This window comes from Bradyrhizobium sp. CCGB01 (assembly GCF_024199795.1).
Lineage (GTDB): Bacteria > Pseudomonadota > Alphaproteobacteria > Rhizobiales > Xanthobacteraceae > Bradyrhizobium.
This window is the reverse complement of record NZ_JANADK010000001.1, coordinates 8,445,894-8,459,030: the sequence shown is the minus strand read 5'-3', so window position 1 is coordinate 8,459,030 and position 13,137 is coordinate 8,445,894. Positions and strand designations below refer to the sequence as shown.

The window sequence follows — 13,137 nt, the reverse complement described above, 5'->3', positions numbered from 1 at the left end:
CAACCCTAGCATGGGTACAACGGCGCGGGGTGGGGGCCTCCGGGACTTCGCGGGCTTGTGAGCGGACGGGAACCGCCGCACTCGCGAGGAATTCGCGTCCAGCTCGGGGGTTATCGTTTCCAGCGTCAAGCAGGCTCGGCTGTCCACGCGGGCCGCCTGCCGCAACAGGCGTGGGGGAGGAAGACCATGTGGAATCAAGTCTATGATCCGCTGCACAGCCCGGTGCTGTCGACGATCGCGGCGGCGGTGCCTGTCGTCACACTGCTGGTCCTGATCGCGAGCGGCCGCGTCCAGGCTCATATTGCGGCAATCATCGCCGTGATCGTGGCCAATCTGATCACGATCTTCGTCTTCACGATGCCGGCGAACATGTCGATCCGCGCCTCCGTGCTGGGCATCGTGACCGGCTTCTTCCCCATCGGCTGGATCGTTCTCAACGTCATCTTCCTCTACCAGGTGACGGTGACCACCGGACGCTTCGAGCTGCTCAAGCGCGCGGTCGGCGGCGTCACCGAGGACCGGCGGCTGCAATTGCTGTTGATCGCGTTCTCCTTCGGCGCGTTCTTCGAGGGCGCTTCGGGCTTCGGCACCCCGGTCGCGATCACCGGCGCCGTGCTGATCGGCCTCGGCTTCTCGCCGCTTGCCGCCTCAGGCCTGTCGCTGATCGCCAACACCGCGCCGGTCGCCTATGGCGCGCTCGGCACGCCGATCCAGGGCCTTGCCTCCGTCACCGGGCTCGATCCCTACATCCTCGGCGCGATGGTCGGGCGGCAATTGCCGTTCTTCTCGCTGATCGTGCCGTTCTGGGTGGTGTGGGCGTTCGCGGGCTGGAAGGGCATGAAAGACGTCTGGCCGGCGATCCTCGTTACCGGCGTGTCATTCGCGATCCCGCAATTCGTGATCTCCAACTTCATCAATCCCTGGATCGTCGACATCGGCGCGTCGCTGATCTCGATGGGCGCGCTGATCCTGTTCCTGAAGGTCTGGCAGCCCAGGCAGCTCTGGCTGTCGCCCGCGTTGCGCGGCAATGATGAATCGGCCTCCACCATGGCCGCGGCAAAGCCGCTCGACAAGACGCCGCTGACGCAGAGCGAGATGTTCAGCGCGCTGCTGCCGTGGATCATCGTCTGCATCGTGATGCTGATCTGGGGCAACGGCGCCTTCAAGACCTGGGCGAACTCGATCTTCGTCTGGAACTATCCCGTCCCCGAGCTGCATCAGATGATCAACAAGATGCCGCCGGTCGCGCCGGCGCCGACGAAAGAGAGCGCGGTGTTCGGCTTCACCTATCTCTCGTTCACCGGCACGGGCATGCTGATCGCCGCGATCATCTCCGGCTTCCTGATGGGCGTCGGTCCCGGCCGGCTCCTGACCGAGTACGGCCGCACCATCCGGCTGTGCGCGATCTCGCTGATCACGATCTCGGCGATGCTCGCGATCGGTACGTTGACGCGGCTGTCCGGCGTCGACGCGACGCTCGGCCTCGCCTTCGCCGCAACCGGCGTGCTCTATCCCTTCTTCGGCACGCTGCTCGGCTGGTTGGGCGTGGCGCTGACGGGATCGGACACCGCCTCCAACGTGCTGTTCGGAAACCTGCAGAAGATCACCTCCGAGCAACTCGGCCTGTCGCCGGTCCTGATGGCGGCGGCGAACTCGTCCGGCGGCGTGATGGGCAAGATGATCGACGCGCAGTCGATCGTGGTCGCCTCCACAGCCACCAACTGGTACGGCCACGAGGGCACCATCCTGCGCTTCGTGTTCTGGCATTCGATCGTGCTCGCCTGCCTCGTCGGCGTGCTCGTGACGTTGCAGGCCTATGTCTGGCCGTTCACGGCGCTGGTCCTGAAGTAACGGGCAACGCTCGCTTCAACGCAGATCCCCGCAGGGCTTCGCCGCCTTGCGGGGATCTTTGTATCCAGCGTGCGCGAACCTTCTCAACGGCGCCGCCGTCTTATAGAAGGTGCCGCAAATCAGGTCGGTCGAGAGGTCTCATGGTTTCGCTCAGGCAGATGGTGTGTGTAGCGGTTGCAATGCTTGCGGTGTCCACGCTCGCGCGTGCCGAGGATGGTTTTCCGTTCGGCACCGAGATGACGCTGGAGGCGCTGCCGCAACCGGGCTCGAAGCGGATTCCGAACATCGAGATCGGCGACAATGGCGAAGTGGTGCTGGAGCTCTGGTGCAAGGGCGGCAAGGGCCAGTTCTCGGTCGCCGGCAACACCGTGATCTTCGTTCCCGGCCAGATCCAGGATCGCTCCTGCCCGCCGGCCAGGGCGCAGGCCGACGACGAACTCGTCGCAGCGCTGAGCAGTGTCGAGACCTGGAAGCGTCAGGGCGACGTGCTGACGCTCGTCGGCCCCAAGTCGCTACGCTTTCGCACGACCGGGAATTAAGCTTCTCGACAGCCGGCACCTCATGGCCATTGGACTTGAGCCATGGCAGCGTCTCGACAGCCCCTGCTGGTTGTGTTCGGCGGCCTCCCCGGGACCGGAAAGACCACCATCTCACGGGAGCTCACACGACGACTGTCAGCGACCTATCTCCGCATCGACGCGATCGAGCAGAGTTTGTACGCGGCGGGCCAGGCCGGTGGCGAGATGGGTTATGTGATTGCGAACGCGCTGGCCGCGGAAAACCTCAAGCTCGGCCGCATGGTCATCGCCGATTGCGTCAATCCGGTCGTTGCAAGCCGCAACGGGTGGCGGGAGACGGCGAGGGGAAGCGCAGCACGGATTGTCGAGATCGAAACAGTCTGCAGCGATTTGTGCATGCATCGAAGCCGATTGGAGGGCCGCTTGCCGGATATCTATGGGCATGACTTGCCCACTTGGGGCGGTGTCGTGAATAGAGTTTACGAGCCTTGGGATCGGGGGCGTCTCATTCTGGACACCGCTACCAGCTCGATTGAGCAGTTGGTTGATATCGCAGAGTCGCATGTTCGCGGAGTGACGCTGTAGTCGTATCGCCCGGACCGTGGGCTGTTCCTCGCCAAGCGCCGCCCAGCTGGCCCCCCGTTCTTTGACGGTTACGGCGTCGCAATCAATCCGTTGGCGGTGGCGACGATCCAACGACTGCCCCAGCGCACGATGGAGTCTATTCGCCCGAGTCCGGGAATAATGTCGCCGCGCGCGGCCATCCGAATGCCGTCAGGGCCTTCGAGAACAGCTGTTCCGTCCCGAACGTCAACAACCGTCCACCCGGGTATGGTTGTGGGCCTCGTTTCAGGTGCCGGCGCCAAAGGCTGCCTCATTGCTATCGCTGGCCCGGATGGGCTTGTAGTGACTTGCGAGGCCGCCAACGGGCGTGCGCCCGACGTTGCGGTCCTGGGAATGCTTCCTACAAAAGCGGGTGCGGTTGTTTGCTCGGAGGTGGATACCATCTTTCGAGCGCCTTCAATCTTGCCTCCGGATCTTGTTTCAGAAGCTCGCGGTGAGGGTGCCGCTTTCTGGGTAATTGGGCTGACGCCGAGCATGTTTGCGAACGCGGGCCAATTCAGTCCCCCGGCCCACCCCAACCCAAAGCTTGCCGCAAGTGCGATTGTAAACAGCAGAGCGGTGCGCGCTCGAAAGCCATACGGGTCTCGGAGCACCAGCACTTCTTCGCGATCGTGGCCTAGGATATCCCACAGGCTGGCCGGATGCCTTGGCAGCTGGCCGCCAACCACATTCCCGGACCGGATGTTTCCAAGGGTACTCGGCTCGTGGTCTTGCATGATGCGACCCACGTTCGACCACCCGATGATGGCCGTTTAAACTGAATCGAATCTTAACAGTCAGGCGAATGACTGCGGCAACTGGGCCTACTTCCACACCGACTTGTCGGCGTCCCAGCGCTGGCCCTTGAGTTCTTTGGTGAGCGCCTCGATCGAACCGTTGTCGTCGGGCTGATCGCCTTCCTCGTCGGCCGAAGCGTCATCCGAGAGATTGAGCTTGGCACCGCTGCTCTCATCTGCGGTGGTGGTCGAGGGGCTTCCGATCCACAGCATGAGCTTGTCGGTCGTGCCGGGCTTGTCCGGCGAGATCAGCCCCGCAACCTCGATCGTGTCGGTGAGCTCGAGCGCCGGAAAATCCTGGTTCGGCCGCTTGAAGACCAGCTTGAGCTTGCCGGTGGCCGGGTTGAAGCTGTGCGACACCGGCTTTGCCGCGAGCGTCCTGCTCAGCACGTTGGAGACGGCGGTCGAAACCTTGTCGCGGTTGATCTTGTCGCCGTCGCGCCAGTCGGCGGCCGCAAAGCGGATGGTGCGGTCCATCTCGGTCATGCCAGCGGTCCAGCCTGCCGCAGTGACACCCGGCATCGCCTTGAACTTTGCGAGCAGGGCGCCGGCGCGTTCCGGATCGACCGACATGTTGATGGTCTGCTCGCCGGCGCGCAGCGCATCGCAGCCGACCGACAGGCTCGCCAGCGTCACCTCGACCTCCTGGCCCTTCAGGCTCTTCAGGAACTCGGTCGCCGCGTCCAGCTTGACCTTGACCGCGATCGCTTCCGGCGAGACGTCGGTGAAATCCTTCGGCTGCGGCGTGATGCCGTCGTCCGAGGTCTGGTTGTCCTGAAATTCCTTCTCGCTGAGATCGGAATTGTCGGGCGAGGTGACCTCGGTCACGGTCTGGCCGATCGCGATCTGGCCGCGGAATTCGAACGTGTCGCCGGACTGTTTGCGCAGCAGCTTGACGGTGACGGGCGCCTTCTCGCCGAGGCTCTGCGTCGTGCCCGTCAGGTTCTGGCCCGCGACCTGGAGATTGACGACGAAGCGGTCCTTGCGGTCGGAATTCTTTGCGACGGGATAGCAGACGTCGAGCACGGCCGCCGTCACCGTCTTGCCCTGCCGCGTCTCCTTCAGGATCACGTCGGCATTGCCGTCCATCAGCCCGTCGATCGAGGTGAAATAGCGGATCTCGGTTCCGCCCGGGGTGGTGGCCTTCGGCGACAGCTTCATCTGGGCCGATGCGGAATGCGGCGAAACTGCAAGCAGGGCGGCCAAAGCAACTGTCGGGCAAACCAGAAGCGCGCGCATCGACGAAATCCTCGCGGAAACAGAATCGGCGCGCCACCGTAGTGGGTTTTGGCCGCCGGTTGAATCGGAAAGCGGAGGGGCAGGGTCGGCAAAAAAGAAGGCCGCCCGGAGGCGGCCTTCGCAACACTGTAACGGAACGGCAGGCTTAGAAGCCGCCCATGCCGCCGCCGGCCGGCATGGCGGGCGGAGCTTCCTTCTTCGGCAATTCGGCGACCATGGCCTCCGTGGTCACCAGCAGGCCGGCGACGGAGGAGGCGTCCTGGAGCGCGGTGCGCACCACCTTGGCGGGATCGATGATGCCCTTCTCGACCATGTCGACATAGTCCTCGTTCTGGGCGTCGAAGCCGAAGGTCTCGGACTTGTTCTCCAGAATCTTGCCGACGACGATCGAGCCTTCCACGCCCGCGTTTTCGGAGATCTGGCGGATCGGGGCTTCCAGCGCCTTCAGCACGATGTTGATGCCGGCCTGGACGTCGGCATTGGCGTTGGTGAGACGGCCCACCGCCTTCTTGGCGCGCAGCAGCGCGACGCCGCCGCCGGGGACGATGCCTTCCTGCACCGCGGCGCGGGTGGCGTTGAGCGCGTCCTCGACGCGGTCCTTCTTCTCCTTGACCTCGATCTCGGTCGCGCCGCCGACGCGGATCACCGCGACGCCGCCCGCGAGCTTGGCGAGACGCTCCTGGAGCTTCTCACGATCGTAGTCCGAGGTGGTCTCCTCGATCTGGGCCTTGATCTGGCCGACGCGGGCCTCGATCTCCGGCTTCTTGCCGGCGCCCTTGACGATCGTGGTGTTCTCCTTGTCGATCACGACCTTGCCGGCGCGACCGAGCATCTTCACCGTGACGTTCTCGAGCTTCATGCCGAGGTCTTCGGAGATGAGCTGGCCGCCGGTGAGGATCGCGAGGTCCTCCAGCATGGCCTTGCGGCGGTCGCCGAAGCCCGGCGCCTTGACGGCCGCGACCTTCAGGCCGCCACGGAGGCGGTTGACGACCAGGGTGGCCAGCGCCTCGCCCTCGACGTCCTCGGCGACGATGACGAGCGGCTTGCCCGACTGCACCACGGCTTCCAGCACCGGCAGCATGGCCTGCAGGCCGGACAGCTTCTTCTCGTGCAGGAGGATGTAGGCGTCCTCGAGCTCGGCGGTCATCTTCTCGGCGTTGGTGACGAAGTAGGGCGACAGATAGCCGCGGTCGAACTTCATGCCCTCGACGATGTCGACCTCGGTGTCGAGCGACTTGTTCTCCTCGACGGTGATGACGCCCTCGTTGCCGACCTTCTGCATCGCCTGGGCGATCATCTTGCCGATGGCGGCATCGCCGTTGGCCGAGATGGTGCCGACCTGGGCGACCTCGGAGGAGGCGGCGACCGGCTTGGCGCGCTTCTCGATGTCCTTGATGACGGCCGCAACCGCGCTGTCGATGCCGCGCTTGAGGTCCATCGGGTTCATGCCGGCGGCAACCGCCTTGGCGCCTTCGCGCACGATGGCCTGGGCCAGCACGGTCGCGGTGGTGGTGCCGTCGCCGGCGAGGTCGTTGGTCTTGGAGGCGACCTCACGCAGCATCTGGGCGCCCATGTTCTCGAACTTGTCCTCGAGCTCGATCTCCTTGGCGACGGTGACGCCGTCCTTGGTGATGCGGGGCGCGCCGAAGCTCTTCTCGATGACGACGTTGCGGCCCTTCGGACCGAGCGTCACCTTGACGGCGTTGGCGAGAATGTCGACACCGCGCAGCATGCGATCGCGCGCGTCTCCGGAAAACTTGACGTCTTTGGCAGCCATTTCTTCAATCCCTCGTGTTTCGTGATGTGTCTGCCGCTCGTCTGTCGCATCATGTCGGGGGTGCGCAATCGAACCCGGCGGAATGATGGAATGCCCGGATCGCGCGATCCGGGCATGACATTCAGCGGCTGTTCAGGCGGATGGCCTTAGGCCATTACGCCCATGATGTCCGACTCCTTCATGATCAGGAGGTCTTCGTTGTCGATCTTGACCTCGGTGCCCGACCACTTGCCGAACAGCACGCGGTCGCCGATCTTGAGGTCGATCGGGATCAGCTTGCCGGCCTCGTCACGGCCGCCGGGGCCGACGGCGACGACCTCGCCCTGGGACGGCTTTTCCTTGGCGGTGTCCGGAATGATGATGCCGCCCTTGGTCTTTTCCTCGGCGTCGATACGTTTGACCACGACACGGTCATGCAGCGGACGAAATTTGGATTTAGCCATGACGTTTCCCTTTGGAGGCTCGCTTCGGAGGTAGTGGAAGTGGGTGGGGCGGCGCTTCGTCCACCCTCTTGCCGAGGATCGAACGGCGCGCTTAGCAATCGGGCTTTCCGAGTGCTAATAGTGCGCCCGGAAATATGGCTTGGCCGCGATCCTGTCAAGCAATGGTGGTTAAGCGATTGGTGAGGCGGATATAGGATTGTGTCTACAGAAACTTATTGGTCGCGCTGGCGTATAAAGGACGTCATTGCTCCGACAGCGGTTTTGCGCTTGGCTGCAGGAGGGATACGGTCGGGGTCTCGTTTGGGGGACGGTTTGCTCGGGGGAATGTCATGATCAGTTCAGCTCACGCACGCACGGTTGCCAATCTGGCGGCCGCCTCCTGCCTGGCGCTGCTGCTTGGCGCCTGCGGCGGCGGGATGAGCCTGCCGTCCTTCTCGTCGTCTTCGCCGCCGCCCGAGGCCGAGCCCGGCACCGGTCCGGAAATGCCGGCGACCATCCGCGCCGACGAGATCGTCGGCCGCTGGGGCCTCGCCTCGTTCCAGAACCCGGCCGACCGCGCCCGCACGGAAGCCGCGGCAAGGGCGCAATGCAAGAACCCCTACGTGATCACCGCCGGTTCCTCCGGCGGCGTGATCATGCATCTCGCCGACCAGGCGACGCCGCAGGAGCTGCGGCTGAAGGGCTCGCCCAGCGGCAAGAACTATATCGGGCCGGCGGGTCCCACCCCCGGCGAGCAGGACCGCGAGATCGTCTCCTTCGACGGCCGCGTCCTGATCACCCGCTTCATCGACAAGGACGCCGCCACCCGCTACGGCAACATGGTCTACGTCCGCTGCGCGCCGAGGGCGTGATGTCCTTCTGTCGTTCCGGGGCACGCGAAGCGTGAACCCGGAACCTCGAGATTCCGGGTTCGGTCCTGTGGACCGCCCCGGAATGACGTGAGACACATTCAGCAAGACAACAAAAAACGCCGGCTTACGCCGGCGTTTTGTTTTTCCCTATTCCGCGTTCGCTCAGTCGAACAGCGCGTCGATGTCGTCCTGCGAGGCGTGGCCGACGTCGCCGGCGAGCTTGGGGCCGTTGAGCAGCTTCTCGTCCTCGCTGCGGGTGTCGGCCGGCGCGGGCACATGGGCCTTGATCGCGTCGACGCCGCCCCAGATCTCCATCATCGCATTGATGTGCTGCTCGATGAACTTCATCGTGGTCATGACCTTGCTGATGCGCTGGCCAGTCAGGTCCTGGAAGTTGCAGGCTTCGAAGATCGAGATGACGCGTTCCTGGATGTCGTCGGCCAGCCGCTTCTGCTGGTCGGCCGATTGCACCTTGGACATCGCGCTGGCCGCCTGGTCGATCGACTCGGCGGCTTCGAGGATCTGCTGGGTCGCCTGCTCGGTGCCGCCGACGACCGCGCCGAGCTCGCCATTGACCTTGGCCATCTCGCCGCCGTCGAAGCTCTTGCCGTGCAGCGTCGCGATCTCGCGCTTGGTGCGATCGATGGCGTCGTGGATGAGGTCGAGCTCGACCTTCAGCTTCTCGCACTGCTCGATCTGCGCCCGGTAGGTGTCGAGCATGGTGCGAGCTTCGGAGAGCTCGTGGGCGGTGGAGGCGTCGATCGCCGCCATGGCTGCGCTGCCGGACAAGGGCACAGTGCCCTTCGCCATCTGTGCGCGGATCGCACGCAGCTCCGCCATGATCTCGCTATGCATCGGGCCTGCCTCTTCAGTTAAATCAAGAATCGGCATCTCGCCACCGGCGATATCCTCGACACGAAAACGCTTGCGGTGAACAGCCATCAGGATACTCCCCCCACCTCATTCACGCGTCTTTGTAGGCAGAAGCGATTTAACACGAAGTTCACAGCCGGAACTGTTCTGCGGTCGCGCGCGACGGCGTGAAAACGAGCGATTAACCATGGGTGCGAGGCGTTCATCGAAAATAAACGCTGATCGCCAAATTGCCCCGTTGCTGACGACGTGGTGAATCCAAACGCTGCTTCCGTTTACCAAACAAAACGGCTTTTGCTCTTTATTGACCACGTCGCGGTCGCCGATCAGCCATCAATGCGCCACGACGCATGTGATCTAGACGAAACAGTACAGAGTACGTCGATGTTCAAGAAAATGTCTGTCGCGCTGCTCGGCAGCGCTTGCACCTTCATTGCCGGCGCGAGCAGCGCCAGCGCCTTCGACAATAGCGTGCCGAACGATCCGCCAGCGGTGCTTTACCAGCCGCAGGTGCCGACGGCGCCGGTGCGCGTCGCCTCCAACGCGAACATGGGCGGCGGCTTCATCGAGTTCCTGTTCGGCGACGGCCCCGGTCGCGGTCCGGCCTACGCGCCGCAGCAGCCGGTCTATCAGCAGCAGCCGGGCTATTACGACCCGCGCCGCCTGCCGCCGATGGGCGAGCCGCAGATGCAAGGCGGATATCAGCAAGGCGCGCTTCAGCAGGAAGCGGTCGACCCGCGTCAGCGTCCATTCGATCCGAGGTTCGAGAAACAGTCTGTTGACTATAGCGGCAAGGAAAGTGCCGGGACCATCGTGGTCGATACGCCGAACAAGTTTCTCTATCTCGTCGAGGGCAACGGACGTGCGATGCGCTACGGCATCGGCGTCGGCCGTCCCGGCTTCACCTGGTCCGGCGTGAAGTCGATCACGGCCAAGCGCGAATGGCCGGACTGGACGCCGCCGGCGGAAATGATCGCGCGCCGGCCCGATCTGCCCCGGCACATGGAAGGCGGCCCGGAAAATCCGCTCGGCGCGCGCGCGATGTATCTGGGCTCGACGCTCTACCGCATCCACGGCTCCAACGAGCCCTGGACCATCGGCACCAACGTCTCCTCCGGCTGCATCCGCATGCGCAACGAGGACGTCATCGACCTCTACGGCCGCGTCAATGTCGGCACCAAGGTCGTGGTGATGTGAGCGCCCGGAGTTTCAAAATGAAAACGGCCGCCCTCGGGGCGGCCGTTTTTGCTTGCGGCGTTATCGGGCAGCCTCACGCGTAATCGCTGCCGCCGTCGTCTCCGTCGTCGAAATCGCTGTCGTCGGCCATGTCCATATGGCCGTCGTCGTTGTTGTCGTCGTAGTTCTGGTCGTTGTTGTCCCGATCGTTCGACGCCTGGTCGGCGAAGCCCTGGCGCGAGCCGTCGCCGCGGTCGCGGTTCGAGCCGATGTCGTTGAGGCCGGCATCGCGCGCGAGCGAGCCGCCGGACTGATCGCTACCGCCCCAAGGGTTGCGGTCGCCGCCCAGGGAACTGGTGTCGCCAAAGGCCTGCTGGTGCGATCCGCCCATCATGCCGCGAATGCTGGAGAGCAGCAGCGAGCCGCCGACGACGCCGGCTGCGGCCGCCGCCGCCGTGCCGAGGAACGAGCCGCCGCCACCGCCGACCGGCGGGGCGCCATAGCCCGGAGCCTGGCCCTGACCTTGGCCGTAAGCTTGTCCGTAAGGCGGGTAGCCCGGTTGCGTCTGCTGCATCGCCTGACCGGTGTTCCAGACCGGCCGCGCATCGCGCGGCGGCACGTTCGGAACCGAGCCGCGCGACGGGCCTCCGCCGAACAGCGAATCGCGCATGGTGTCGAGGAAGCCGCCGGACTGCGCCTGCTCGGGGGCTTGCGCCGCTTCCAGCTCCTGGATGCGGTTATGGGCGCGCTTCAGCGCTTCGTCCTGCAGCAGCGTGGTCTGCACCAGCGCGTAGACTGCGCCGGGGGCCTTGCGCAGGCCATCGGAGATCGCGGCAATCGCGTCGGGATCGCGCGGTGCATTTTCCAGTTTCGAAAGCCGGTCGAAAAGCTCGTCAACGAGCTGGCGTTCCTGCGGCGTCATGGTCAGTCTCCCTCGCGCGAAAACAAGCGCAAGCGGGATGTAGGGTTCCATTGTGGCCCCAACAGTGGCGGCCGGATTAAATTTCGGTATGCGACAAGCTGCCTCCCGGGCCGGCTTTCCGCCGGTTTCACCCCAGCGTGACGCCGCTGTCCGTCAGCAGGCGCGCAAACGCATCTCCCGCCAGATACGCGTGCTCGCGTTCGCGGACGTCCGTCATCGGATCGAGGCCGGACAGGATGTCGTCGACGAAGCCGGGGTGGCACATCACGAGGCCGCCATCGGGAAGGCCGTCCAGGAATTGCCGCATCAACGCGCCGAAATCGGCCTCGCGCGTAAAATCATAGGCGCCGGCGAAGCCGGGGTTGAAGCTGAGGCCGGCCGTGCCGGCGCGGCGGCGGAACTGTGCGCTGAGGATATCGAGCACCATCGCTTTTGGTGAGGCCAGCCGCTGCAGGAGCGGCAGGTCGCGGCCGCCCTGGCGCACCCAGGCTTTTGGCGCGACTTCGGCGACCGCGTCGACAAAGCCGTCGCGCACCTGCGGATAGAGCTGCACATGCTGGTGGCCGTCGACGAAGTCAGGCACGCGCCCGAACGCTTCCGCGAACGCCGCCAGCTGCGCCTTGACCTCGTTGCGAAAGAATTCGCGGTCGAGTCGGCGTGCAAGGCCCGCGCGCAGCAGTTTTGGGAACGGCATGAACATGTCGCCGTCGAGCGGTCGGAAATGCATGGTGAGCGGCCGGAACGGCGCCGACAATGTCACGTGCAAGCCGATGGCGCAGCGCGGGCTCGCTTTCGCCGCCGTCTGGAGCGCCTCGATCTCGCTGCGCTCGATCGCGGGTCCCACCATCATCACCGAGGTGGCATTGAGGCGGCCGCGCTCGATCAGGTCGCGGATGGCACGGTTGACGCCCGGGCTGATGCCGTAATCGTCGGCGCAGAGCCAGATCCGCCGCAGGCCCGCGGCCGCGCTCATTCGGCGGCCGTCCTCTTCGAGGCGTCCTGGCTTGAAGCGGCCTGGGCCTTGTCAGTCTCGAAATGCTTCTCGCTGTGCTCGGCGACGAAGTAGATCGGGCGCGCCTTCAGCTCGGACAGGATCTTGCCGATATATTCGCCGACGATGCCGATCATGATGAGCTGCACGCCGCCGATGGTCATCAGGCCGATCACGAGCGAGGGATAGCCGGGCACCTGCTTGCCGGTGGTCCAGACCTCCCAGAGGATCGAGAGGCCGAACAGGAAGGCGCCGCCGGCGAGGATCACGCCGAGCAGGCTGGCGAAGCGCAGCGGCGCCACCGAGAACGAGGTCACCCCTTCGATCGACAGGCCGAGCAGGCGCGCGGCGCTGAAGGTCGTCACGCCGTGGGTGCGCGGCGCGGGCTCGTAGTCGACGCGGATCTGGCGGAAGCCGATCCAGCTCGCGAGGCCCTTGAAGAAGCGGTTGCGCTCCGGCAGCTGCCTGAGGGCTGCGACCGCGCGCGGCGACAGCAGGCGGAAGTCGCCGGCGTCTTCAGGGATCTTCTGGCGCGCGCCCCAATTGATCAGCGCATAGAAGCCGTGCACGGCGACGCGGCGCAGGAAGGGCTCGTTGTCGCGATGGGCCTTGGCGGTATAGACGACGTCATAGCCGTCCTCGATCCAGTGCCGCACGAGCTGCTCGACCAGGGCCGGCGGATGCTGGCCGTCGCCGTCCATGAACATCACGGCGCCGAGCCGGGCATGGTCGAGGCCGGCCATCAGCGCCGCCTCCTTGCCGAAATTGCGCGACAGCGAGACCACCTGGACGTCGATCGCGTCGGCCGGCAGCGAGCGGGCAATCGACAGCGTCGCGTCCGCGCTGCCGTCGTCGACATAGACGACCTCGCAAGCGAGGCGATAGCGCTCCTGCAAGGTCCTTGCGAGATCGCAGATGCGCTGGTGCAGGGCGGCAAGGCCCGCCGCCTCGTTGTAGACGGGGACGACAATCGACAACCCCTTCGCGGCGGCGCTGGCCGCGGTGGTCGTCATGCCGGAAACGTCAGAGCCCAGCGTCATTGATCAAGGTTCCAGAGGCGTCCAATTGTTCTGAGCAGCATATGGTAGCTGCCGTT

Annotated in this window: 12 protein-coding genes; 5 read left to right on the top strand and 7 right to left on the bottom strand. The window is 64.9% G+C overall.

Going from position 1 to position 13,137, the window contains the following annotated elements:
* Positions 1-186 precede the first annotated feature (186 nt).
* The 3 genes from NLM25_RS39840 to NLM25_RS39830 all read left to right on the top strand — a co-directional run bounded on the left by NLM25_RS39840 (position 187) and on the right by NLM25_RS39830 (position 2,954).
* A complete protein-coding gene (locus NLM25_RS39840) occupies positions 187-1,851 on the top strand; it encodes an L-lactate permease (RefSeq protein WP_254123349.1) in 1,665 nt (554 codons plus the stop codon).
* Between the two features lie 140 nt (positions 1,852-1,991).
* Positions 1,992-2,390 (top strand): META domain-containing protein, encoded by a 399-nt coding sequence (locus NLM25_RS39835; RefSeq protein ID WP_254123348.1) that lies wholly within the window; start codon positions 1,992-1,994, stop codon positions 2,388-2,390.
* Positions 2,391-2,432: 42 nt separating this feature from the next.
* The gene (locus tag NLM25_RS39830; protein WP_254140531.1) at positions 2,433-2,954 is read left to right on the top strand and encodes an AAA family ATPase; all 522 of its coding nucleotides are present in this window, start codon (positions 2,433-2,435) and stop codon (positions 2,952-2,954) included.
* A gap of 842 nt (positions 2,955-3,796) precedes the next feature.
* Here NLM25_RS39830 and NLM25_RS39825 read toward each other — a convergent pair.
* The 3 genes from NLM25_RS39825 to groES form a co-directional block, all read right to left on the bottom strand.
* Positions 3,797-5,008 carry a hypothetical protein gene (locus NLM25_RS39825; RefSeq protein WP_254140530.1) on the bottom strand — a complete coding sequence of 404 codons (1,212 nt, stop codon included), beginning with the start codon at positions 5,006-5,008 and terminating at the stop codon, positions 3,797-3,799.
* Positions 5,009-5,153: 145 nt separating this feature from the next.
* Positions 5,154-6,785, bottom strand: a complete 1,632-nt coding sequence (gene groL, locus NLM25_RS39820) for a chaperonin GroEL (protein ID WP_254123345.1) — start codon at positions 6,783-6,785, stop codon at positions 5,154-5,156.
* Positions 6,786-6,931: 146 nt separating this feature from the next.
* Positions 6,932-7,228, bottom strand: coding sequence for a co-chaperone GroES (gene groES, locus NLM25_RS39815; protein WP_254123344.1), 297 nt, complete (start codon positions 7,226-7,228; stop codon positions 6,932-6,934).
* A 329-nt stretch (positions 7,229-7,557) separates the two neighbouring features.
* Between groES and NLM25_RS39810 the strand changes: the two genes are divergently transcribed.
* Positions 7,558-8,079 carry a hypothetical protein gene (locus tag NLM25_RS39810; protein ID WP_063687171.1) on the top strand — a complete coding sequence of 174 codons (522 nt, stop codon included), beginning with the start codon at positions 7,558-7,560 and terminating at the stop codon, positions 8,077-8,079.
* Positions 8,080-8,241: 162 nt separating this feature from the next.
* Here the strand turns inward: NLM25_RS39810 and NLM25_RS39805 are convergent, their stop codons facing one another.
* Complete coding sequence (locus NLM25_RS39805) at positions 8,242-9,021, bottom strand: protein phosphatase CheZ (RefSeq protein ID WP_254140529.1); 780 nt, start codon at positions 9,019-9,021, stop codon at positions 8,242-8,244.
* Between the two features lie 315 nt (positions 9,022-9,336).
* On the opposite strand from NLM25_RS39805, the gene NLM25_RS39800 reads away from it, so the two are divergent.
* Positions 9,337-10,149, top strand: a complete 813-nt coding sequence (locus NLM25_RS39800; RefSeq protein ID WP_254140528.1) for a L,D-transpeptidase — start codon at positions 9,337-9,339, stop codon at positions 10,147-10,149.
* 73 nt (positions 10,150-10,222) lie between these two features.
* Here NLM25_RS39800 and NLM25_RS39795 read toward each other — a convergent pair whose 3' ends face one another.
* The 3 genes from NLM25_RS39795 to NLM25_RS39785 form a co-directional block, all read right to left on the bottom strand.
* A complete protein-coding gene (locus tag NLM25_RS39795; RefSeq protein WP_254140527.1) occupies positions 10,223-11,050 on the bottom strand; it encodes a DUF2076 domain-containing protein in 828 nt (275 codons plus the stop codon).
* Between the two features lie 127 nt (positions 11,051-11,177).
* Positions 11,178-12,023, bottom strand: a complete 846-nt coding sequence (locus NLM25_RS39790; RefSeq protein ID WP_254140526.1) for a ChbG/HpnK family deacetylase — start codon at positions 12,021-12,023, stop codon at positions 11,178-11,180.
* On the bottom strand, positions 12,020-13,081 hold the full coding sequence (locus NLM25_RS39785) for a glycosyltransferase family 2 protein (protein WP_254140525.1): 1,062 nt from the start codon (positions 13,079-13,081) through the stop codon (positions 12,020-12,022). The genes NLM25_RS39790 and NLM25_RS39785 overlap by 4 nt, the downstream gene beginning before the upstream one ends.
* Positions 13,082-13,137: the final 56 nt, after the last annotated feature.